21 protein-coding genes are annotated in these 20845 nt (G+C 62.1%); 14 read left to right on the top strand and 7 right to left on the bottom strand.

Annotated elements, in window-relative coordinates:
• Positions 1-125 precede the first annotated feature (125 nt).
• The 3 genes from lon (at position 126) to N5D53_RS05765 (ending at position 5000) form a co-directional block, all read left to right on the top strand.
• On the top strand, positions 126-2522 hold the full coding sequence (gene lon / locus N5D53_RS05755) for an endopeptidase La (protein ID WP_010953272.1): 2397 nt from the start codon (positions 126-128) through the stop codon (positions 2520-2522).
• Positions 2523-2674: 152 nt separating this feature from the next.
• On the top strand, positions 2675-2947 hold the full coding sequence (gene hupB / locus N5D53_RS05760) for a nucleoid-associated protein HU-beta (protein WP_003250246.1): 273 nt from the start codon (positions 2675-2677) through the stop codon (positions 2945-2947).
• 181 nt (positions 2948-3128) lie between these two features.
• Positions 3129-5000 (top strand): SurA N-terminal domain-containing protein, encoded by a 1872-nt coding sequence (locus N5D53_RS05765; RefSeq protein ID WP_019438678.1) that lies wholly within the window; start codon positions 3129-3131, stop codon positions 4998-5000.
• 116 nt (positions 5001-5116) lie between these two features.
• On the opposite strand, the gene N5D53_RS05770 is transcribed toward N5D53_RS05765, so the two are convergent.
• Entirely contained in the window at positions 5117-6157 is a 1041-nt protein-coding gene (locus tag N5D53_RS05770) for a patatin-like phospholipase family protein (protein ID WP_026031953.1), read from the bottom strand.
• A 177-nt stretch (positions 6158-6334) separates the two neighbouring features.
• On the opposite strand from N5D53_RS05770, the gene N5D53_RS05775 reads away from it, so the two are divergent.
• The 3 genes from N5D53_RS05775 to N5D53_RS05785 all read left to right on the top strand — a co-directional run bounded on the left by N5D53_RS05775 (position 6335) and on the right by N5D53_RS05785 (position 8282).
• Positions 6335-6613 carry a lipoprotein gene (locus tag N5D53_RS05775; RefSeq protein WP_003250254.1) on the top strand — a complete coding sequence of 93 codons (279 nt, stop codon included), beginning with the start codon at positions 6335-6337 and terminating at the stop codon, positions 6611-6613.
• Positions 6614-6627: 14 nt separating this feature from the next.
• Positions 6628-7407: a CHAD domain-containing protein gene (locus tag N5D53_RS05780; protein ID WP_104962144.1), complete on the top strand. Its 780-nt coding sequence runs from the start codon at positions 6628-6630 to the stop codon at positions 7405-7407.
• Between the two features lie 77 nt (positions 7408-7484).
• Positions 7485-8282 (top strand): thioesterase family protein, encoded by a 798-nt coding sequence (locus N5D53_RS05785; RefSeq protein WP_104962143.1) that lies wholly within the window; start codon positions 7485-7487, stop codon positions 8280-8282.
• A 41-nt stretch (positions 8283-8323) separates the two neighbouring features.
• Here N5D53_RS05785 and N5D53_RS05790 read toward each other — a convergent pair whose 3' ends face one another.
• The 3 genes from N5D53_RS05790 to N5D53_RS05800 form a co-directional block, all read right to left on the bottom strand.
• Complete coding sequence (locus tag N5D53_RS05790) at positions 8324-8692, bottom strand: Mpo1-like protein (RefSeq protein ID WP_010953277.1); 369 nt, start codon at positions 8690-8692, stop codon at positions 8324-8326.
• A 75-nt stretch (positions 8693-8767) separates the two neighbouring features.
• Positions 8768-10246 carry a methyl-accepting chemotaxis protein gene (locus tag N5D53_RS05795; RefSeq protein WP_064493428.1) on the bottom strand — a complete coding sequence of 493 codons (1479 nt, stop codon included), beginning with the start codon at positions 10244-10246 and terminating at the stop codon, positions 8768-8770.
• A gap of 126 nt (positions 10247-10372) precedes the next feature.
• On the bottom strand, positions 10373-11170 hold the full coding sequence (locus tag N5D53_RS05800) for a TatD family hydrolase (protein WP_020190965.1): 798 nt from the start codon (positions 11168-11170) through the stop codon (positions 10373-10375).
• Positions 11171-11327: 157 nt separating this feature from the next.
• Between N5D53_RS05800 and N5D53_RS05805 the strand changes: the two genes are divergently transcribed.
• The 4 genes from N5D53_RS05805 to greB all read left to right on the top strand — a co-directional run bounded on the left by N5D53_RS05805 (position 11328) and on the right by greB (position 14341).
• The gene (locus tag N5D53_RS05805) at positions 11328-12734 is read left to right on the top strand and encodes a transglycosylase SLT domain-containing protein (RefSeq protein WP_019438673.1); all 1407 of its coding nucleotides are present in this window, start codon (positions 11328-11330) and stop codon (positions 12732-12734) included.
• A gap of 112 nt (positions 12735-12846) precedes the next feature.
• Positions 12847-13284 (top strand): DoxX family protein, encoded by a 438-nt coding sequence (locus N5D53_RS05810; protein WP_279840166.1) that lies wholly within the window; start codon positions 12847-12849, stop codon positions 13282-13284.
• Positions 13285-13532: 248 nt separating this feature from the next.
• Positions 13533-13841, top strand: a complete 309-nt coding sequence (locus N5D53_RS05815; protein WP_014591670.1) for a hypothetical protein — start codon at positions 13533-13535, stop codon at positions 13839-13841.
• Positions 13842-13852: 11 nt separating this feature from the next.
• The gene (greB, locus tag N5D53_RS05820; protein ID WP_129932124.1) at positions 13853-14341 is read left to right on the top strand and encodes a transcription elongation factor GreB; all 489 of its coding nucleotides are present in this window, start codon (positions 13853-13855) and stop codon (positions 14339-14341) included.
• A 63-nt stretch (positions 14342-14404) separates the two neighbouring features.
• Here greB and N5D53_RS05825 read toward each other — a convergent pair whose 3' ends face one another.
• On the bottom strand, positions 14405-16912 hold the full coding sequence (locus N5D53_RS05825; RefSeq protein WP_279840167.1) for an FtsX-like permease family protein: 2508 nt from the start codon (positions 16910-16912) through the stop codon (positions 14405-14407).
• On the bottom strand, positions 16909-17595 hold the full coding sequence (locus N5D53_RS05830) for an ABC transporter ATP-binding protein (RefSeq protein ID WP_020192892.1): 687 nt from the start codon (positions 17593-17595) through the stop codon (positions 16909-16911). Before N5D53_RS05830 ends, N5D53_RS05825 begins: the two co-directional genes overlap by 4 nt.
• A 10-nt stretch (positions 17596-17605) precedes the next feature.
• On the opposite strand from N5D53_RS05830, the gene N5D53_RS05835 reads away from it, so the two are divergent.
• The 3 genes from N5D53_RS05835 to N5D53_RS05845 all read left to right on the top strand — a co-directional run bounded on the left by N5D53_RS05835 (position 17606) and on the right by N5D53_RS05845 (position 19651).
• Positions 17606-18211, top strand: coding sequence for an arylesterase (locus N5D53_RS05835; RefSeq protein WP_020192893.1), 606 nt, complete (start codon positions 17606-17608; stop codon positions 18209-18211).
• A 58-nt stretch (positions 18212-18269) separates the two neighbouring features.
• A complete protein-coding gene (locus tag N5D53_RS05840; protein ID WP_014591666.1) occupies positions 18270-18560 on the top strand; it encodes a hypothetical protein in 291 nt (96 codons plus the stop codon).
• 113 nt (positions 18561-18673) lie between these two features.
• Positions 18674-19651, top strand: a complete 978-nt coding sequence (locus N5D53_RS05845) for a L,D-transpeptidase family protein (RefSeq protein WP_020192894.1) — start codon at positions 18674-18676, stop codon at positions 19649-19651.
• Between the two features lie 133 nt (positions 19652-19784).
• Here N5D53_RS05845 and N5D53_RS05850 read toward each other — a convergent pair whose 3' ends face one another.
• The gene (locus N5D53_RS05850; protein WP_003250288.1) at positions 19785-20036 is read right to left on the bottom strand and encodes an Lpp/OprI family alanine-zipper lipoprotein; all 252 of its coding nucleotides are present in this window, start codon (positions 20034-20036) and stop codon (positions 19785-19787) included.
• Positions 20037-20543: 507 nt separating this feature from the next.
• On the opposite strand from N5D53_RS05850, the gene N5D53_RS05855 reads away from it, so the two are divergent.
• Positions 20544-20825 carry a GNAT family N-acetyltransferase gene (locus tag N5D53_RS05855; protein WP_003250290.1) on the top strand — a complete coding sequence of 94 codons (282 nt, stop codon included), beginning with the start codon at positions 20544-20546 and terminating at the stop codon, positions 20823-20825.
• The last annotated feature ends 20 nt before the right edge of the window (positions 20826-20845 follow it).

The following is a 20845-nucleotide window of genomic DNA, read 5'->3' on the forward strand; positions in this document are numbered from 1 at the left end:
GGCCTACGGGCCCCTTTCTGCTTTTCCTGTACAAGCGCTTGTAATTTCCCAAGCGTGCCCCCACATTAGGTCCAAGCATCATTTCCACCGGTTTCCGGCCATAAGGCCGCTGTAGAGGCGAAATCATGAAGACCACCCTCGACTTGCCTCTTTTGCCATTGCGCGATGTCGTTGTTTACCCGCACATGGTTATCCCGCTGTTCGTGGGGCGCGAAAAGTCCATCGAAGCCCTCGAGGCGGCGATGACGGGCGAAAAGCAGATCCTTCTGCTGGCCCAGAAGAATCCAGCCGACGACGATCCGGGCGAGGACGCCCTGTACCGTGTCGGTACCGTTGCCACCGTGCTGCAACTGCTGAAGCTGCCTGATGGCACCGTCAAGGTGCTGGTCGAGGGCGAGCAGCGTGGTGCGGTCGAGCGCTTCTCCGAAGTTGAAGGGCACATCCGTGCTGAAGTCTCCCTGATCGACGAAACCGACACTGCCGAGCGCGAGTCGGAAGTGTTCGTGCGCACGCTGCTGTCGCAGTTCGAACAGTACGTTCAGCTGGGCAAGAAGGTGCCTGCCGAAGTGCTGTCTTCGCTGAACAGCATCGACGAGCCAGGGCGCCTGGTCGACACCATGGCCGCGCACATGGCCCTGAAGATCGAGCAGAAGCAGGAAATTCTTGAAATCGTCGACTTGACTACCCGTGTCGAGCACGTGCTGGCGCTGCTGGATGCCGAAATCGACCTCCTGCAGGTCGAAAAGCGCATTCGCGGCCGGGTCAAGAAGCAGATGGAGCGCAGCCAGCGCGAGTACTACCTGAATGAGCAGATGAAGGCCATTCAGAAAGAACTTGGCGATGGTGACGAAGGCCACAATGAAGTCGAAGAGCTGAAAAAGCGCATCGAAGCCGCAGGTCTCCCTAAGGATGCCTTGGCCAAGGCTCAGGCGGAGCTGAACAAGCTCAAGCAAATGTCTCCGATGTCGGCCGAAGCTACCGTGGTGCGCTCGTACCTCGACTGGTTGGTGCAGGTGCCGTGGAAGGCTCAGAGCAAGGTGCGTCTGGACCTGGCCAAGGCCGAGGAAATCCTCGATGCCGACCACTATGGCCTGGAAGAGGTCAAGGAACGCATCCTCGAGTACCTTGCCGTGCAGAAGCGCGTCAAGAAGATCCGCGGTCCGGTGCTGTGCCTGGTCGGGCCACCCGGCGTCGGCAAGACTTCGCTGGCCGAGTCGATCGCTGCCGCCACCAACCGCAAGTTCGTGCGCATGGCCCTGGGTGGCGTGCGTGACGAGGCCGAGATCCGTGGCCACCGCCGTACCTACATTGGCTCCATGCCGGGTCGTCTGATCCAGAAGATGACCAAGGTGGGTGTGCGCAACCCGTTGTTCCTGCTCGACGAGATCGACAAGATGGGCAGCGACATGCGCGGCGACCCAGCCTCGGCACTGCTGGAAGTGCTCGACCCTGAGCAGAACCACAACTTCAACGACCACTACCTGGAGGTCGACTACGACCTCTCGGACGTGATGTTCCTGTGCACCTCGAACTCGATGAACATCCCGCCGGCGCTGCTGGACCGGATGGAAGTCATCCGTCTGCCTGGCTACACCGAGGACGAAAAGATCAACATCGCGGTCAAGTACCTGGTGCCCAAGCAGGTCAAGGCCAACGGCTTGAAGAAAGAAGAGCTGGAAGTCGACGTCTCGGCGATTCGCGACATCATCCGCTACTACACCCGTGAAGCCGGTGTGCGGGGTCTGGAACGGCAAATTGCCAAGGTCTGCCGCAAGGTGGTCAAGGAACATACCGGGCAGAAGCAGGTCAAGGTCAAGGTGGCCAGCGAGCAGCTGGAGCACCTGCTGGGCGTGCGCAAGTTCCGCTATGGCCTGGCCGAGCAGCAGGACCAGATCGGCCAGGTAACCGGCCTGGCCTGGACCCAGGTGGGCGGCGAGTTGCTGACCATCGAGGCCGTGGTCATCCCCGGCAAGGGCCAGTTGATCAAGACCGGCTCGCTGGGCGATGTCATGGTCGAGTCGATTACCGCCGCGCAGACCGTGGTGCGCAGCCGCGCCCGCAGCCTGGGGATTGCCGCCGACTTCCACGAGAAGCATGACGTGCACATCCACATGCCTGAAGGTGCCACGCCGAAGGACGGCCCAAGTGCCGGTATCGGAATGTGCACCGCACTGGTGTCGGCGCTGACGCAGATTCCGGTACGTGCCGATGTGGCCATGACCGGCGAAATCACCTTGCGTGGCCAGGTATTGGCCATTGGCGGGCTGAAGGAAAAACTGCTGGCGGCACACCGTGGCGGGATCAAGACGGTGATCATTCCCGAGGAAAATGTTCGCGATCTCAAGGAGATTCCTGAAAATATCAAACAGGATCTTCAGATCAAACCGGTCAAATGGATTGACGAAGTCCTGCAAATTGCGCTGCAATACGCCCCGGAGCCCTTGCCAGATGTGGCTCCGGAGATTGTCGCGAAAGACGAGAAGCGCGACGGCGATGCTAAGGAAAGAATCAGCACGCATTAGTAGTTTTTGGCTGGGGGGCTTTCCTTGACAGTATTTTCGGCGCCTTGCTATAAAGCGGCACGTTATTGTCGCCATGCCTCCCAGCACACGTTTCATAAGCTTTTCATTACATACTTAGAAACAAACTCAATAGAGAAATAAGGGGACTTAGAGTGAACAAGTCGGAACTGATTGACGCTATCGCCGCATCTGCAGACATCCCGAAAGCTGTAGCCGGCCGTGCGCTGGACGCAGTCATCGAATCCGTCACCGGCGCCCTGAAGCAAGGTGACGATGTGGTACTGGTTGGCTTTGGTACCTTCTCGGTCAAGGAGCGCGCCGAGCGTACTGGCCGCAACCCGCAAACCGGCAAGGCAATCAAGATCGAAGCCGCCAAGGTTCCAGGTTTCAAGGCTGGCAAAGGCCTGAAAGACGCCGTCAACTAAGTCGTCTTTCAGCCGGACCCGGCCTGGCCTGGTCCGAGCACGGTGATGGCGGGGCGCAAACGTTCCCGCCTGACACGTTTGCTAAGAAAAGGCGCATCCTCGGATGCGCCTTTCTTTTATCAGGATTCTACCCACGCTCCGCGGTTGTCGACGCAGTGGTACAGCCGTTTCTGGGGGACGCATGCTGCAAAATATCAGGGACAATTCACAAGGTTGGATTGCCAAGACCATCATCGGCCTTATCGTCGTGTTGATGGCATTGACCGGTTTCGAAGCCATTTTCCAGGCCGCCACTCATAGCCAGGACGCCGCCAAGGTGAACGGCCAGACCATCAGCCAGAACGAACTGAGCCAGGCGGCCGACATGCAGCGCCGTCAACTGATGCAACAGTTGGGCAAGGATTTCGACCCGGCGCTGCTGGATGACAAGTTGCTGCGTGAGGAGGCACTCAAGGGGCTGATCAGCCGCAAGCTGCTGCTGCAAGGTGCTGAGGATGCCAAGTTCGCATTCTCCGAGGCCGCGCTGGATCAGGTTATCTTGCAGACCCCTGAGTTCCAGGTGGACGGCAAGTTCAGCGCTGAGCGTTTCGACCAGGTGATCCGCCAGATGGGCTACGGTCGCATGCAGTTCCGCGAGATGCTCGGCGAGGAAATGCTCATCGGCCAACTGCGCACCGGCCTGGCCGGCAGCAGCTTCGTCACCGATCAACAGGTCGATGCCTTCGCTCGCCTGGAGAAGCAGACCCGCGACTTCGCCTCCCTGACGTTCAAGGCCGACCCGGCCGCAGTCAAGGTCAGCGACGAAGAGGTCAAGGCGCACTACGACCAGCACGCCAAGGAGTTCATGTCGCCTGACCAGGTAGTGATCGACTACATCGAGCTGAAGAAGTCGGCGTTCTTCGATCAGGTCAAAGTGACCGACGAAGAGCTCAAGGCCCAGTACGAGAAGGAAATCGCCAACCTGGCCGAGCAGCGCCATGCCGCGCACATCCTCATCGAGGTCAACGACAAGGTCACCGACGCCCAGGCCAAGGCCCGCGCCGAAGAGATCGAGCAGCGTCTGGCCAAGGGTGAGGACTTTGCCGCTTTGGCCAAGGAGTTCTCTCAGGACCCAGGCTCCGCCAACACCGGTGGTGACCTTGGCTTTGCCGGCCCGGGCGTATACGACCCGGCCTTCGAAGAGGCGCTGTACAAGCTGCAGGATGGGCAGGTATCTGCACCGGTGCGCACCGAGTTTGGCTACCATCTGATCAAGCTGCTGGGCGTCCAGGCGCCAGAGGTACCGAGCTTCGCCAGCCTGAAGGACAAACTGACCCGCGATCTGAAGATGCCGCTGGTCGAGCAGCGTTATGTCGACGCCAGCAAGCAACTGCAGGATGCTGCCTACGAGGCTTCCGACCTGGCCCAGCCGGCCCAGGACCTGAACCTCAAGGTCCACACCTCCGCCGCCTTCGGCCGCGAGGGCGGTGAAGGCATTACCGCCAACCGTGCGGTGGTGCAGGCTGCGTTCTCTGAAGAAGTGCTGGATGAGGGTGCCAACAGCACCGCCATCGAGCTCGACCCTGAGACCACCGTGGTGCTGCGCGTCAAGGAACACCGCAAGCCAGAGCAACTGCCGCTGGACGCTGTGGCCAAGAATATCAGGGAGCACCTGGCCAAAGAGAAGGCGACTGCCGAACTCAAGGCCAAGGCAGACAAGCTGATTGCCGGCCTGCGTGACGGTTCCATCGCAGCAGGCAGCGTGCACGAAGGCCAAGGCTGGAAAGCCTATGAAGCCGTCACCCGTGGTGAGGACGGTATTGACCCGGCCGAACTGCAGGCACTGTTCCGTCTGGGCAAGCCGCAAGCCAAGGACAAGCCAGTCTATGGCAGCGTCGTGCTGCGTGACGGTAGCCTGGTGGTGTTGCAGCTCAAGGGCGTGAACGAAGGCGCTGCCGCCACCGACGAAGAGAAGCAGCAGATTCGCCGCTACCTCGCGTCACGTGCTGGCCAGCAGGACTTTGCCGCTTACCGCAAGCAGCTGGAAGCCAATGCAGACATCACCCGTTACTAAGGTGTTCGTTGCATGAAGAAACAGGCCGCCTCGTGCGGCCTGCTTCGTTTTCGCCAGCCGCGAGCACGGTCATTGTCGAAGGTCACAGCGCCTTCAGGGGTGGCGCTAACCAGGTGCTACCGCTTCACCCCTTCATAACTGTCCAGCGTATCGCGTGCAATCTCTCGCCCCAGGGCGATGAGCTCCGGCGCCTTGTAGAACTCGAAAAACCGGCACACCCGCTTGGGTACGTTGATCAGCACATCCGGTGGATAGCCGGCAATCTTGTACTGTGCCAGCGAAGTCTGCATGACCTCGAAGCTCTGGTTGATCAAGTCCAGGAGTGAGGCCGGCCCCACGTTGTCGATGATGAAAGAACCGGTGGCAGACTTCGGCGCGCCCTCGCGCTCCGGGGCCGCTGCCGGTTGCTGGCTTTCCGGGTCGGCGCTGTCGGCAAGCCACGGGCTTGGCGGTGCCAACCCCTCGGCGACGATCTCCTTTTCGATGCGGATCAGCTCTTCCGCCGGTTTGCGCCGGAATGGCAAGCGTGAACCCAGCGAGCTCAACAAGGCGTCAAAGCGCATCTTGAACGCCGCCGGGCGCTCGATCACCGGCAACTGGTACTGCTTCTGGTTGGTGGCGTTTAGGTTTACCGCGATGATCAGGTCGCAATGGCTGGACACCACCGGCACGATTGGCAGCGGGTTGAGGATGCCACCGTCGACAAGCATGCGGTTGCCTTGCATCACCGGCGTGAACAGGCTGGGAATGGCCGCCGAGGCGCGCATGGCCTGATGCAGGCAACCTTCCTGGAACCAGATTTCCTGCTGGTTGGTAAGGTCGGCGGCCACTGCGGTGTAGGGTATGCGCAGTTGCTCGATGTTTATCTCGCCGACGATCTTGCGGATCTGCCCGAACACCTTGTCGCCGCGAATCGCACCGAGGCGAAAGCTGACGTCGACCAGGCGCAGCACATCGAGGTAGTCGAGGCTTTCGATCCAGTTGCGATAGTCGTCGAGCTTGCCGGCGGCATAGATACCGCCAATCACCGCGCCCATGGAACACCCCGCGACGCAGGCTATGTCGTAGCCGCGGCGCTCGATTTCCTCGATCACGCCGATGTGCGCATACCCTCGGGCTCCGCCCGATCCCAGTACCAGTGCCACACGTTTACTCATGAACATTCCCCGGCCAGTGCCATCATGGTCCTACAATGCACCCATCGCTGCCTGTGCTTCAATGTAGATCGTGCTGAGCTACTGTAATAAAACTGGCCAGGCAAAGCCGGCTGGGCATGGCACTTTCCAGCTGTCGGAGCGTCGAACAGCCACCGTTTTTCCATAGAGGTATTACTGATGAAAGCCTGGATTTGCCTTCCACTGATTGCCCTGGCCCTTGCTGGCTGCGCGGGCAAGACGGCCTACCGTGACAGCTGCGCGACCCAGCTGGATGCCGCCTGGAAGGAGCTGGACCTGGCCAAGGCCGAAGGCTTCGCCGGTGCCGTAAGTTATTCCAAGGCCTTGTCATTGCTGACCGGGGCCAAGACCCAGCAGCAGTTCGAAGGCTACGAAAGCTGTACCCGCAAAGCCGAAAAGGCGCGGTTCTACATTCGTGAATCTCGCGCCGGGCGCTGAACAGGGAGCATCGTATGTCTGCCATGCTCGACCATGTCGTTGCCCAGATACTGACCTTGCAGGTGCGCTTGCTGGCCTGTCGTGAACGCCTGGCTGCCAATACCGACAGTGAGGCCTTGCACGACTTGCGTACCACCTTGCGGCGCCTGCGAAGTCTGCTGAGGCCGCTGCGTGGGCTGCCTGGCGTGGAACAGCTGGAGGATGCTGCACGTTCGCTGGGGACCCTTACCACGCCGCTGCGTGATCGCGAGGTGCTGGCGGCCGAGCTGATCGGGCGCGGTCACACAGCAGCCGGGCAGCGGCGTCTGGAGGGGCGTGACAGGACTTTCGCCAGTGTCGCTGCCAGCCCACAGCTGGCCAGGGTATTGGCGATTCTCGACGCCTTTCCATTGTTCCTGCGGGCGGCGGGCCGGGAGGGGCTGGTCAAGTCGCTAAGCAAACGTATCGACAAGCGCTTGGTCAAGCAGTGGCGCAAGTTGCACAAAGCGTTGCAGGACCCTGCTCACGATCGACACCGCCTGCGTTTGCTGATCAAGCGTGCACGCTATGGCGATGAGGCCTACCCGCAACTCGATCACGCAGGGAAGAAACTGCAACGTCTGCTGAAAAAGGCACAGGGCAACCTGGGTGATTGGCACGACCGCCTGCAATGGCTGCTGCAAGCGCGCGACCATGCCGACTTGCTCCCCTGCAAAGCCGATTGGGAGCAGGAGCTGCATGAGGCGGAGCGCCAGTCGGATGTGACGCTGGATGCCCTGCAAGAGGCGCTGGCGCGGCGTTATCACGGAAAATGACCGATATGCGGGCTGAATGCTTGGCGTTTGCTGGCTAGGATGAACGGACCTTTTTCTTTGCAGGCAGGAGCCGGCCAATGACTTTCAACCAACTGCTCGACGCCGTGCGGGCCAACCCGGATTCCGTCAGCATTCCGCCCAGCTGGGCCCAGGGGCGTGCTGCCTTTGGCGGGCTGATGGCGGCCATGGTCTATGAAACCATGCGCCTCAAGATCAGCGACAACCGCCCGGTACGCTCATTGGCCATCAGCTTCGTGGCACCCGCGGCGGCGGATGTGCCCATCCGCTTCGAGGTGGAGGTTTTGCGCGAAGGCAAGGCGGTTAGCACGTTGCTGGGCCGCGCTGTTCAGGATGGCCAGGTGGTGACTTTGGTGCAGGGCAATTTCGGTGCGGGCCGCCCTTCGGTGGTCGAAGTGCCGGCGTTACCGGCCATCGAAATGCCTGCGCTCGATGAGGCGGCCCCGGAGTTGCCCTATATCAAAGGCGTTACCCCTGAGTTCATGCGGCACGTGGCCCTGCGCTGGGCAGTAGGTGGGCTGCCGTTCAGTGGCAATCAGTCGCGCAAGATGGGCGGCTGGGTGCGCTTGCGGGATGTGGTGGAAGAACAGGTGAGCGAGGCGCACCTGTTGGCGTTGGTCGATGCCTGGCCGCCCAGCCTCATGCCGTTTCTCAAGCAGCCCGCTGCGGGCAGTACGTTGACCTGGACCATCGAGTTCATCCAGCCAACGGCGAAGCTGTCGACCCTGGATTGGTGCCGGTACTGTGTGGAGACCGAGCATGCGCGGGATGGCTATGGGCATGCTGCTGCGGCATTGTGGACGGCGCAGGGCGAGTTGTTGGCGTTGAGCCGGCAGACCGTCACCGTTTTCGCCTGACCCTTGCAAGGCTGCTCACAAGCAGCGCTCCGGCAGCTGGCTCAGTGCCGGTGCTTGTGCCGCTCCCGCCAGGCCCTCCACCAGGCCCCGCTCACCACAAAGCGCGGAAAGGTGATGAACTGCTCGGTCAGTAAGCGCTGCACGGCATCCTGGCGGTTGGCGAACGGTTCGGGCTGCTGGGCTTCAAGGCGGTGGCCTTGGCGCTGCAGGCCCAACGCTGCGATCAAGGCAATCACACCCACCGCGATCTGGCCGAGGTCGAAACCAAACAGACCGGACAGCACCAGCAGTGTCCCCAGAATGAACAACGGCACAGCGATCAGGTGCAACACCAGGTTGGCCGGGTGGCGGTGATTGTGGTGGTAGCCGCGCCATTGCCAGGCGGGAAGATTGGGCAGGCGTTTGCTCATGGGGATTTCCTCTCGGTCATGCCCAAAGCTTAGTGCGGCCCCCAAGCGGGGGCCAATCGAACCTGGCTATGGTGACTATAGCTTGAGCTGGCCAATGGCCTTGTTCAGTTCGCCGGCCAGGGTCGCCAGTTCGCTGCTGGTGGTCGCCGAACCGACCGTTTGTTGCACGGTCCGCTCGGTGACATCGCGGATGCTGACCACCGCGCGGTTCATTTCCTCGGCTACCTGGCTTTGCTGCTCGGCCGCTACAGCGATCTGGGTATTGCTTTCGCGCATCTGCGCCACGGCACCGGTAATTTCCGCCAGCGCCTCACCGGCTTCCTGTGCCTGACGTACGCAGTCGTCGGCCTTGTACGAACTTTCCTGCATGAACTCCACCGCATCGCGGGTGCCCGACTGCAGGGCCGAAACCATGGTGGTGATTTCATCCGTGGAGGTTTGCACGCGTTTGGCCAGGTTGCGCACTTCATCGGCGACCACGGCAAAGCCGCGGCCCAGGTCGCCGGCGCGCGCGGCTTCGATGGCAGCATTAAGCGCCAGCAAGTTGGTCTGTTCGGCAATACTGTGGATCACACTGACTACACCGTTGATCTTCTGGCTGTCCTCGGCTAGCTGTCGGATCATCTCGGCAGTTTGCTGCACGCCGCTGGAAAGCCCGGAAATCGAATCCTGCACTCGGCTGACCACCGCTTGGCCGCTGCCGGCCAAGGTGTCGGCGGTTTGTGACAAATCGCGGGTGGCACCGGCGTGCTGGGCAATGTGGTGCACGGTCGCCGACATTTCGTTGATGGCAGTGGCGGCCTGGTCGGTTTCACTCTGCTGGCCGAGCATGCCATGGCGTACGTCGCTCATGCTGGCGGCCAGGCGTGCAGCGCCCGAGTCCAGCTGTGCTGCGCTGTGGGCGACGGTGCTGACCACGCGGTGATAGGTGGACTGCATGGCGTTGAAGGCCCCGGCCATCTGGCCGACCTCGTCGCCACTGGCTAGCGGTACGCGGGCCGACAGGTCGCCGGTTTTTTCCACGTGCAGCATCACGTCCTTGAGGGTGTTGAGTTGGCTGAGCAGGAAGCGGATCAGCAGTTGCGAGGCGCCGAGCATGGCCAGCATCAGGATCAGCACACACACCGCGTAATTGCTGAAGCGATCGAAGAAAACCTGGCGCAGGCTGGGTGACTGGGCCAGCACAGCCAACTGCTGGTCGCCATTGCGCAATACCTGTGCGCCACGCAGCGGGTTTTCACCGAGGATCCAGGCGCTCGGCAATGCTACCCAGCCTTGGGCGTTGCGCAGGGCATCGAGCGCCTCTCCGGCGTAGGTTGGCGTTTGCCCGGTTGACCAACTGATGACGTTGGCCGGGCGTGGCAGTGCTTGCCCGGCTGGCCAGGCGGCCAGCAACTGGGCTTGTGCGACCGCCAGGCCCTGAGCCGCCTCGGCACGTGCGCGTTGCTCCAGGTGCACTGCGTACAGCACCAGCAGCAAGGTGGTGACAAAGGCCACTGCGTTGACGGCCCAGAATTTGTACTTCAGGGAAACATTGCTAAGCCAGGCACCCATGGGCAGGTCTTCTCTGAGTTGAGCGGAAACAATATTGGCAAGGTGCCATCATTGTGCCCACATCCACCTGGACATGTGTTGATGCATATCAACTGTGTTCACCCGCCCCGCGGAAACACGCGAGATTCAGGGGAGCTGGAAAAAAGCCCGCGCCGTTGCCGTGGTATGCGCTGCCGTGTGCTCGGCTGATTCACCGCGATGCAAGGCCACCTCGCGCAGTACCTCCGGCAAGAACGCCGGCTCGTTGCGCCCGCTCTTGGGCTTGGGCCGCAAGCTGCGCGGCAGCAGGTAGGGCGCGTCGCTTTCCAGCATAAGCCGGCCTTCAGGGATGTTGCCCACCAGCGGGTGCAGGTGAGTGCCGCGGCGTTCGTCGCAGATCCAGCCGGTAATGCCGATGTGCAGGTCCAGGTCCAGGTAGGCGAACAGCGCCTCGCGCTCACCGGTGAAGCAGTGCACCACCGCGCCGGTCAGGTGGTCGCGGTAGTCCTTGAGAATCGCCAGCAAGCGCTCGCTGGCATCGCGCTCGTGCAGGAACACCGGCAGGCGCAGCTGCGCAGCCAGTGTCAGCTGGGCTTCCAGGGCTTTTTCCTGCAGCGGGCGAGGGGAAAAGTCGCGGTTGAAATCCAGGCCGCATTCGCCTACCGCGCGTACGCGCGGTTCGCTCAGCAACAGTCGCAGCTGGCGCTCGCTGTCGGCATCCCAGGCCTTGGCATCATGAGGGTGCACGCCGGCCGTGGCGAACAGGTGCGCGCCGCTGGCATCCAGTTGTTGGCACAGCGCCAGCGCTTGTTCGCTGACCGCCAGGCTGGTGCCTGTCAGCAGCATTTGCGTAACGCCGGCCTCCAGTGCGCGCTCGACGATTGCGGCCTGTTGGTCGTGGAAACTGCTGTTGGTCAGGTTGACGCCGATATCGATCAGTTGCATGGTGCTATCTCGTGCCGCGGGGCGGCCAGCATAGCAAAAACCGCGTTTTTCTGAAAAAACCAAGAACTTCATGCTGTTGCCGTGGTCTTTTACCGTCGTTTATCACTTGGCGGTGCAACCCATGGATGCCGCTCACCGACCACGGAAACGTTTTCGCATGCAGCGATGCTGGCTCATTTTTCTGCTGACGCTGGGGTTGGCCTTTGCCGGTCCCGCCCAGGCGCGCTCGCCGGGGCCGCAGCAAAACATACCGCCTGCCAAGGTGCGTGACCTGGCGCAGATTCGCACCAGCAAAGTACTGCGAGTGCTGGTCAACCAGAGCCGCAACAGTTCTGGTGAGGTCAAGGGCGAGCCAGTCGGCATCGAGTATTATCGCCTGCGTGCCCTGGAGCATTTCCTCAATGCTCGTACCGCCGACGACCAGCAGATCCAGCTAAAGCTCATCCCGCGGGCCAAGGAACAGTTGCTGGGCGCCCTGGCCCGCGGTGAGGGTGACCTGGCCGCGCCAGGCGAGCTGCTTGACCCCACTACGGTGAGCGGTGTCCGCGGCAGTGCGCCGATACTCGACCAGGTGCCGCTGATGCTTGTCGGGCGCAAAGGCGAGCGAAGTTTCAGCAAGGTCGAACAGCTGTCAGGGCGTACCGTGGCCCTGACCAGTGCCAGTGCCGCCGGGCCGCTGATCCAGCAGGTCAACCAGCAACTGGCACTGCGCAAGCGGCCGCCGATCAAAGTGGAGTGGGTCGATTCGACGCTGGCGGTGGAGGATGTGCTGGAGATGGTACAGGCAGGCATCTACCACCTGACCGTGGTCGAGCAGCCCATTGCCCGGCGTTGGGCCCGGGTTATGCCGCGCCTGCGCCTGGACAGCCGGGTGCGCCTGGGGGCGCCGCAAGCCATGCGCTGGTATGTAGGGCGTGAAGCGCCGCAATTGCTGGCCGCAGTCGATCACTTTCTGCAAGGTTACCGCGCGCCAGATAACCAGGATGCCGCATTCGAGCGCATCTACCGCCGCCAGTACCGGGTACACAACCCGTTGGCCAGCAAGGACCGCCAGCGTCTGGCATCGGTGCGGGCGGTGTTGCAGAAGCATGGCCAGGCGCAACAGATCGACTGGCTCAACCTGGCTGCGCTGGCCTTCAAGGAGTCGACGCTCAACCCGGCTGCACGCGGTACTGGCGGTGCCCATGGCCTGATGCAGATTACCCCTTCGGCGGCCCAGCGGGTGGGGGTGAGCAATACTGCGACGGTAGATGGCAATGTCCTGGCCAGTGCCCGTTACCTGGCGCTTATCCGGCGCAAGTTTTTTGCCAGTACCAAGATCAACGAGCGTGAGCGCATGGCCTTTGTGCTGGCAGCCTACAACCTCGGCCCCGAGCGGGTTCAGGCCATGCGTGCAGAGGCTCGACGGCGGGGGCTCAACGGCAACCAGTGGTTTTTCCAGACCGAACGCATCGCCATGGAGCAAGTGGGGATGGGACCGGTCAATTTCGTCAACAGCATCAACAAGTACTACCTGGCGTTCAACCGCGAACGCGCGGCACTGGAGCGTGTAGCGAAGCGTTAAGCATCGATTTTATCGATTGTTATGTTGGGTTTTTTGCGATTTTCATATCAAGAGAATTGATTATGATGGCGCCCATACCCACACAACTGCTTCACTTCAAGGACGCTTCGACATGAACAACACTACCCTCAACGCTCTGTTCTCTACACGTGGTGGCGCTGGCTTGAGCGTTATCCGCATCCTGGTCGGCATCATCTTCATGGCTCATGGTGCGCAAAAACTCTTCGGCCTGTTCGGTGGCTACGGCCTGGAAGGCACCGGCCAATGGATGGAAAGCATCGGCCTGGCGCCGGGTTACCTGATGGCCCTGCTGTCCGGTAGTGCCGAATTCTTCGGTGGCCTGGCCTTGGTGGTCGGCCTGCTGGCTCGCCCGGCGGCCCTGGCGCTGACGGTGACCTTGATAGTGGCGATCGTTTCGGTGCACATCGGCAACGGCCTGTTCATGTCCAACAACGGCTATGAGTTCGCCCTGGCGCTGTTGGCCGGCACCGTTGCAGTCATGATCGAAGGCGCTGGCCGCTTCTCGCTCGACCGCCTGATCGCCCGGTAATCAGCTGCACGCTGTGAGCTACGAGCCGCAGGCAAGCGCGGGCCAGTACTCGGCTTGTTCTTGCTTGGGGCTTGTCGCTTGCAACTTGGGGCTCATCGCTCTAGCATACCGCCTGCGCCGATTTAAACAGCTACTTGCGGGGCGCAGGAAAGCCCCACCTCCGGGCCGTCCGAAATACCGCTAAAGCGCTGGTTCGGTGACGCCTCCCACCGCTGCCCAGCGGGATTCGCGAGGCGGAGAGAAGCTCCATGAGTTGCCCACGTACCAGTGTCTGTTTGAGCCCTTTGCCTGCCAACCAGGCGTCCCGCACACCGCGCATCCTGCTCGGCGGCCGGCATCAGCCCACCCTTTTGCGTCATCTTGAAGGCCTGTCACGGCGCAAGGGACAGGCGCGTGCCTTTCTGATCCAGTTCGCTGATAGTGGCTGCCACCTCGCGCAGTATGGCAATGACCGCTTCGACCTGGCTGTGATCCAGGCGCCGGCACCGGACGAAGCCGCCGAAGTCATCGGCCATCTCACCCGCATCGCGCGTCAAGGCCTGATTACCCGCCGCTGAGGAATGCGCTATTGAGCACCAATATCATCACCACAGAAGGCCATGAGGCGCTGAAGAAAGAGCTGGACCACCTGTGGCGGGTGTATCGTCCGGAAATCACCCAAAAGGTTGCCTGGGCGGCTTCGTTGGGTGACCGCAGCGAGAACGCGGACTACCAGTACAACAAGAAGCTGCTGCGCGAAATCGACCGCAGGGTGCGATACCTGCGCAAGCGGCTTGAAGATGTGAAAGTGGTGGCGTACTCGCCCGAGCAGGAAGGCAAAGTGTTTTTCGGTGCCTGGGTTGAGATCGAGAACGACGAGGGCGAGACCATGAAGTTTCGCATTGTCGGCTACGACGAGATCTACGGGCGCAACGATTACATCTCGATCGATTCGCCCATGGCCCGTGCCTTGCTGAAGAAGGAGGAGGGTGATGAGGTGGTGGTGCATACACCTACCGGTGAAGCGACCTGGTATGTGAGCAGCATCCGTTACGGCCAGTCAGTCTCGATGGACTGACTGGCCCGTCTTGCGTCAGCCTGAGGCATGTGCTGTCCCGGCAGAAGCGCTGACAGCCAGGCATCAAGCCTCGCGCAACACCGCCAGCGGGCTGGCATTCAACGCCCGCCGTGTTCCCAGCACTCCAGCACCACCCACCAGCAGTGCCCCCGTCAGCGGCAACACCAGCAGCCACGGGTGCGGGCTCCACTGCAAATCGAAGGCATAGCGGTACAGCACCCAGGTAATCAGTTCGCAGCCCACGGCCGCCAATAGCCCGCTGGCCGCACCCAGCAGGCCGAACTCGATTCGCCGGGCCTTGACCAGCAACGGCCGCGCCGCGCCCAGTGCGCGCAACAGTGCGCCTTGGCGAATACGCTCGTCCAGCGTGGCCTGCAAGCCGGCGAACAGCACTGCCAGCCCGGCGGCCAGCACGAACAGCAGCACATACTCCACCGCCAGGGTTACCTGGGCGAGAATGCTGCGCAGCTGGTCTAGCAAGGCATCCACCTGCAGGATGGTCACCGCCGGAAACGCCCGTGACAGCGCGACGACATCCAGGTCATGCCCCGCTGCCAGGTAGAAGCTGGTCAGGTAAGTGGTCGGCAGCCCCTGCAGCGTGCCAGGCTGGAAGATCATGTAGAAGTTCGGCTGGAAGCTGTCCCAATGCACGTTGCGCAGGCTGCTCACGCGGGCCTGGCGCTGCTGGCCGCCAATATCGAACGTCAGCAGGTCGCCCATCTGCAGTTTCAGGCTGCTGGCCAGCTCCGCCTCCACTGAAACCCCGGGGATGTCGTTGTCGGCTGGCAAGGCTTGCCACCAGTTGCCGGCGGTCAGCACGTTGCCTTCGGGCAACTCGGCGGCCCAGGTCAGGCTGAGGTCGCGCTGCACGGCGCGCTCGCCTGCCGAGTCCTTGCTGACCACCTGCTGTACCGGTTTTTCATTGATTTGCACCAGGCGCCCGGGCGTTACCGGGTACAGCGGCGCTGAAGCGGCATTGACCTGGTGCAGGTGTTGAATGAACAGCTCACGGTCATCTGGCAGGATGTTCAGGGCGAAGTGGTTGGGCGCATCCTTGGGTAGCTGTGCTTGCCAGGTATCGAGCAGCTCTGCGCGCAGCAGGGCGACCAAGGCCATGGCCAGCAGTATCAGGCCGAAGGCCAGGGCTTGGCCTGCTGCAGCCATGGGGTGGCGCAATAGCTGGCCCAGCCCCAGACGCCAGGTGAGTGGCGCACCGGCCAGCAGCTGGCGCAGGCTGCGTAAACCGAGCAACAGCAGGCCGCCGAGCAGAAGTGCGGCGACCAGGCCGCCACCGAGCAGGGCGAAGGTGAGCAGCAGGTCGAGGCTCAGGCGCCACATGATCAGGCCCAGGGCGAGCAGGGCGGCGCCGTACACCAGCCAACTGCTCGCAGGTATCGGCAACAGGTCACGGCGCAGCACGCGCAGTGGCGGCACCTGGCCCAGCGCCGCAATCGGCGGCAGGGCAAAGCCAGCCAGTGCCACCAGCCCGGTACCGATACCTGCCAGCGCAGGAACGATGCCGCCAGCGGGCACTACGCTCGGCAGCAAGCCGTGCAGCAGGCGGAACAGGCCCAGCTGAGCCAGCCAGCCAAGCAAGGCGCCGGCCAGGGCAGCGACCAGGCCGAGCATGGCCAGTTGCAAGCAATACAAGCCCAATGCCTGGTGGCGCGACAGGCCCAGGCAGCGCAGCAGGGCGCTGGCGTCCAGTCGGCGTGCAGCATAGCGACTGGCCGACAGTGCCACGGCCACGCCTGCCAGCAGCACAGCCACCAGGCTGGCCATGTTCAGGTAGCGTTCGGCTTTGCCCAGCGCGCCGCCGATCTGTTGGTTGCCATCGCGGGTGTCACGCAGGCGCTGGTTGGCGGCCAGGTCTTTTTCCACGGCCTGACGGTACTGCGCCAGCGCCTCGGCATCGCCGCGCCACAGGTCACGGTAGGTGACCCGGCTGCCCGGCTGGATCACGCCGGTGGCTTCCAGGTCGGCCAGGTTCATCATCACGCGTGGGGTAAGGCTGTAGAAGTTGTTGGCGCGGTCCGGTTCGTAGGTAAGCACGCGGCTCATGCGCAGGGTTTTCATGCCCACGTCGATGCTGTCGCCGATCGCCAGCCCCAGTGCCGCCAACAGGCGCGGTTCGACCCACACTTCGCCAGGGGCAGGGCCGCCGCCGGGTGTTTCTTCGGCATAGGGTGCCGGAGCGCTGCGTACTTGCCCGCGCAACGGGTAGGCGCCGTCGGCGGCCTTGACGCTGGACAGCTGGATGCCCTTGTCGCCGCCGACCACGCTGGTGAACTCGACCACGTGTGCGTGGCGCAAGCCCAGTGCCTTGCCGGCATCGAGTTGTTGCTCGCGGGCCGGGGCGCTGCCCTGCAGTACCAGATCGGCGCCCAGGAACTCGCTGGCGCGCAGCTGCATGGCGCCGTTGAGGCGGGCGCCGAAATAGCCGATGGCGGTGCTGGCGGCTACCGCCACCAACAGGGCAAAGAACAGCACGCGCACTTCGCTGGCGCGAACATCGCGCAGCAACTGGCGCAGTGCCAGGCCACACAGGCGGGACAGCGGCATATGGCTCACCAGACCTCCATCGGCGCCACAAGGCGGCCCGCGTCCAGGCGGATCTGGCGCCGGCAGCGGCGGGCCAGGCGTTCGTCATGGGTGACCAGCACCAAGGTAGTGCCGCGCTCCTTGTTCAGCTCGAACAACAGATCGCTGATGCGCTCGCCGGTGTGGCTGTCGAGGTTACCGGTGGGCTCATCGGCGAACAGCACCGCAGGCTGCGCGGCGAAGGCGCGGGCGATGGCGACGCGCTGTTGCTCGCCGCCCGAGAGCTGCCGAGGTGTGTGGCTCAGGCGCTTGCCCAGGCCGACCCGCTCCAGCAAAGTGCGAGCCTGTTCGCGAGCATCGCGGCGGCCGTCCAGTTCCAGTGGCAGCATGACGTTTTCCAGTGCATTGAGGCTGTCGAGCAACTGGAACGACTGGAACACGAAACCCACATGTTCGGCTCGCACACGGGCACGCTGGTCTTCATCCAGTGGCCCCAGGTCGTGGCCGGCGAGCATGACGCTGCCAGCGCTGGGCCGGTCGAGGCCGGCGAGCAAACCGAGCAGGGTCGACTTGCCAGAGCCCGAGGCGCCGACGATGGCCAGGCTGTCGCCTTGGGCCAGGTCGAGAGACAGTGCGTGGAGGATGGTAAGGTCACCTTCCGCGCTGGGGACCACTTTGCTAAGGTTCTGCGCAACGAGAATGCTGGGGCTCATGGAGAATCCGATGCGAGTGTGGTGGTTGAGTGCCGGTCTGGCCCTGTATTGCCTGGCCCAGAGCGCAGCGGCAGGAACACTGCTGGTTGTTGGCGATAGTATCAGCGCCGGTTTTGGCCTGGATAGCCGTCAGGGCTGGGTGTCTCTCTTGCAGGCCCGCCTCAGGGACGAAGGTTTTGACGACAAAGTGGTCAATGCTTCGATCAGTGGCGACACCAGCGCAGGTGGCCAGGCGCGGCTGCCGGCGCTGCTTGCAGCCCATAAACCGAGCCTGGTGGTGCTGGAGCTGGGCGGCAACGATGGCCTGCGCGGGCAGTCGCCTGCACAATTGCAACAAAATCTTGCCTCGATGATCGAGCATTCGCGTCAGGCAGGGGCCAAGGTGCTGCTATTGGGCATGCGCCTGCCGCCCAATTATGGTGTGCGTTACACCACCGCCTTTGCCAAGGTGTATGAACAGCTGGCAGCGGACAAACAGGTTCCTTTGGTGCCGTTTTTCCTCGAAGGGGTAGGGGGCGTACCTGAACTGATGCAGGCTGATGGCATCCATCCGGCCCAGGGGGCTCAGCAGCGCCTGCTGGAAAATGCCTGGCCAGCGATAAAACCCTTGCTGTGAAGCTTTAAACGGGGCCGCCTTTGGGCTAATGTTGCGCCCCCCGTTTCGAGTGCTCCAAATGCCGCGCCCTGCCTGGTCCCTGTATGCCTATCAACTGATCGAGCCCGACGAGCAGCTCGACCTGTTCGCCTGCCAGGAAAGCCGCGTCCACCTCGTGGCCCGCCAGCTCGAGCTGGGCGTGCCGGTCGACCGTACTTTGTGTGGCGGCCTGCTGCCAGCCCAGCCGCGTTGGTCGGGGGTGCCGCGATCGATCTACCGCGATGGTCGCCTGTGTGAGCTGTGCCGTGCCATCCTCGATGCCCAGCGACGTGGCATGCGTCCGGTGTGGCCAGAGCTGCACGGCAGCTGAACGAAAAGCACCTTTCATCATCTGAAACGCTTGCAACGTGCCAATGCCTCCCGCTTGCATCGGCGCGGGTGTACAATCGATCCTCTTGACCCACCTTTCGAAGGATTTACCGGATGTTGCCGCGCTTTCCTGCCGTCACCCGTAGCCTGTCCCTGGCCGCCCTGTTGGTAGCGGGCCCCGCTGCTGCGCTGGAGCTGCCACTGCCACCGCCCGGTGAAGACATCGTCGGCCAAGTGCATGTGATCAAGGCAAAGTACGAGGACACGTTCGCCGATATCGGCACCGCAAACGACCTCGGCTACCTGGAAATGATTGCCGCCAACCCCGGCGTGGACCCTTGGCTGCCGGGCGCCGGCACCGAGATCATCCTGCCGACCCGTTTCGTCCTGCCGCCGGGCCCGCGCGAAGGCATCGTCATCAACCTGGCCGAGTACCGCATGTACTACTTCCCCAAGGGGGAGAGCGTGGTGTACACCTTCCCGCTGGGCATTGGTCGCGAGGGGTGGGGGTCGCCGATCGCCAACACCAGGATCACCGCCAAGACGCCCAACCCGACCTGGACGCCGCCCGCTTCGATTCGCAAAGAGCACGCCGAGGACGGTGACATCCTGCCGACTGTGGTGCCGGCTGGCCCGGACAACCCGCTGGGGCCGTTCAAGTTCACCTTGGGCGTACCGGGCTACCTGATCCATGGTTCGAACAAGAAGTTCGGCATTGGCATGCGCACCAGTCACGGTTGCTTCCGCATGTTCAACAACAACGTGCTTGAACTGTCGAAGATGGTGCCGGTGGGGACTCCGGTGCGCATCATCAACGAGCCTTACAAGTTCGGTATCAGCGCTGGCAAGGTCTATCTTGAGGCGCACACGCCGCTGGATGACCAGGGTAACCCGTCGGTTGTCGACAAACACACCGCAGTTATCAATGCCTTGCTCAAGCGCGAAGACCTGGCCAATAACCTACGCATGAACTGGGACATGGTGCGTGACGTGGTGGCTGCAGAAGATGGTATGCCGGTAGAAATTGCCGTGCCGGTGGAAAACCAAGGGGCCGCACCGATGGTGACGAGCATTCCGCCCGAACTGCAGTAAGGTAATTTCGGCGTACCCAGGCCTGCCCTTAGTGCAGGCCTTTTCGTACCTGCTGACCGCGTTTGTCGGTTTCAAAGGCAATAAAAAAGCCGACCCACAAGTGGGTCGGCTTCTTAACAATCCGTGAGGATTATTACTTGCGGCTGGCTTTGTCCAGCATACGCAGGGCGCGCTCGTTGGCTTCGTCAGCGGTCTGCTGAGCCTTCTGAGCGGCTGCCATTGCGTCGTCAGCCTTACGGTAGGCTTCGTCAGCACGAGCTTGAGCGCGAGCTGCTGCGTCTTCAGTCGCAGTCAGACGAGCTTCGGTTTCTTTGGATACGCTGCTGCAACCGGTAGCCAGAACTGCGGCCAGAGCCAGAGCAGAGAATTTCAGAACGTTGTTCATCGTGTTCCCCTTCAAGGACTTTCTATTAAATAGCCATCTCTCAGGAAAGAGAAACTGGCCGGCGTACATAGTACCCATTACTTGTAGTAAGTAAACTGACAGAGCGCAAGAACTGCAAAAAAAATGTTGCTTGACTCCGCGCCGACAAGATTTGCGACGTGTCTGTGAAAAAAAACTGCAGGGTTCGCAAGCGGTTGTGGTACAGGAACTTTTTTGTTGAACTAAGGGTGACTTTAACTGTCGATCAGCGTCTTAAGCCCTAGTACATCCGGTGGCTGTTGGGCGGGCTTGGGAAAGTCGCCTAGGCGGCGGTTTAGCCTTTTTTAACCGCCAGCACCTTGAGCAATCCCGCTTGCGGTGCCTACTATCTTGTCAGTGCCAGACGATCCGAACGATTACAATCGTCCAATGGTCGAAGCGGCAACAGGTGGCGTAGAGGATTCTGTGCCGGATAAACCACCATCGGTTAAGGTAAGGGTCTGCCGAGAAGACCTGCGAGGAGTAGTGATGAGCGAAGCGCTGACCATCCACCATGACCAGGCCGGTCATCAGTTCGAGACCAACGTGGACGGTCATCGTGCCTACTTGACGTACATGGATCTGGGCAAGCAGACGCTGGACATCTATCGCACCTTCGTGCCCAACGCCCTGCGCGGCCGTGGGATCGCTGCCGCCCTGACCGAGCGGGCTCTGGAGTACGCCGAGCAGATGGGCTACACGGTGATCCCGTCTTGCTCGTATGTGGAGCGTTACATGGAGCGCCAGCAGCGGCATTCGAGCAAGGCCTGAGCTGACGACAGGCGCCAGAC

This window comes from Pseudomonas sp. GD03862 (genome assembly GCF_029840855.1).
GTDB classification, from domain to species: Bacteria; Pseudomonadota; Gammaproteobacteria; order Pseudomonadales; family Pseudomonadaceae; genus Aquipseudomonas; species Aquipseudomonas alloputida.

Bases quoted from the DNA above. Each gene is read 5' to 3' on its own strand.
- N5D53_RS05850 (WP_003250288.1), bottom strand. From the start codon at position 20,036: ATGAACAACGTTCTGAAATTCTCTGCTCTGGCTCTGGCCGCAGTTCTG.
- N5D53_RS05815 (WP_014591670.1), top strand. From the start codon at position 13,533: ATGAGTTGCCCACGTACCAGTGTCTGTTTGAGCCCTTTGCCTGCCAAC.
- N5D53_RS05840 (WP_014591666.1), top strand. From the start codon at position 18,270: ATGCCGCGCCCTGCCTGGTCCCTGTATGCCTATCAACTGATCGAGCCC.
- N5D53_RS05810 (WP_279840166.1), top strand. From the start codon at position 12,847: ATGAACAACACTACCCTCAACGCTCTGTTCTCTACACGTGGTGGCGCT.
- N5D53_RS05785 (WP_104962143.1), top strand. From the start codon at position 7,485: ATGACTTTCAACCAACTGCTCGACGCCGTGCGGGCCAACCCGGATTCC.
- N5D53_RS05790 (WP_010953277.1), bottom strand. From the start codon at position 8,692: ATGAGCAAACGCCTGCCCAATCTTCCCGCCTGGCAATGGCGCGGCTAC.
- N5D53_RS05855 (WP_003250290.1), top strand. From the start codon at position 20,544: ATGAGCGAAGCGCTGACCATCCACCATGACCAGGCCGGTCATCAGTTC.
- N5D53_RS05805 (WP_019438673.1), top strand. From the start codon at position 11,328: ATGCAGCGATGCTGGCTCATTTTTCTGCTGACGCTGGGGTTGGCCTTT.
- N5D53_RS05765 (WP_019438678.1), top strand. From the start codon at position 3,129: ATGCTGCAAAATATCAGGGACAATTCACAAGGTTGGATTGCCAAGACC.
- N5D53_RS05830 (WP_020192892.1), bottom strand. From the start codon at position 17,595: ATGAGCCCCAGCATTCTCGTTGCGCAGAACCTTAGCAAAGTGGTCCCC.
- N5D53_RS05835 (WP_020192893.1), top strand. From the start codon at position 17,606: ATGCGAGTGTGGTGGTTGAGTGCCGGTCTGGCCCTGTATTGCCTGGCC.
- N5D53_RS05795 (WP_064493428.1), bottom strand. From the start codon at position 10,246: ATGGGTGCCTGGCTTAGCAATGTTTCCCTGAAGTACAAATTCTGGGCC.
- N5D53_RS05800 (WP_020190965.1), bottom strand. From the start codon at position 11,170: ATGCAACTGATCGATATCGGCGTCAACCTGACCAACAGCAGTTTCCAC.
- N5D53_RS05780 (WP_104962144.1), top strand. From the start codon at position 6,628: ATGTCTGCCATGCTCGACCATGTCGTTGCCCAGATACTGACCTTGCAG.
- N5D53_RS05770 (WP_026031953.1), bottom strand. From the start codon at position 6,157: ATGAGTAAACGTGTGGCACTGGTACTGGGATCGGGCGGAGCCCGAGGG.
- N5D53_RS05775 (WP_003250254.1), top strand. From the start codon at position 6,335: ATGAAAGCCTGGATTTGCCTTCCACTGATTGCCCTGGCCCTTGCTGGC.
- lon (WP_010953272.1), top strand. From the start codon at position 126: ATGAAGACCACCCTCGACTTGCCTCTTTTGCCATTGCGCGATGTCGTT.
- N5D53_RS05845 (WP_020192894.1), top strand. From the start codon at position 18,674: ATGTTGCCGCGCTTTCCTGCCGTCACCCGTAGCCTGTCCCTGGCCGCC.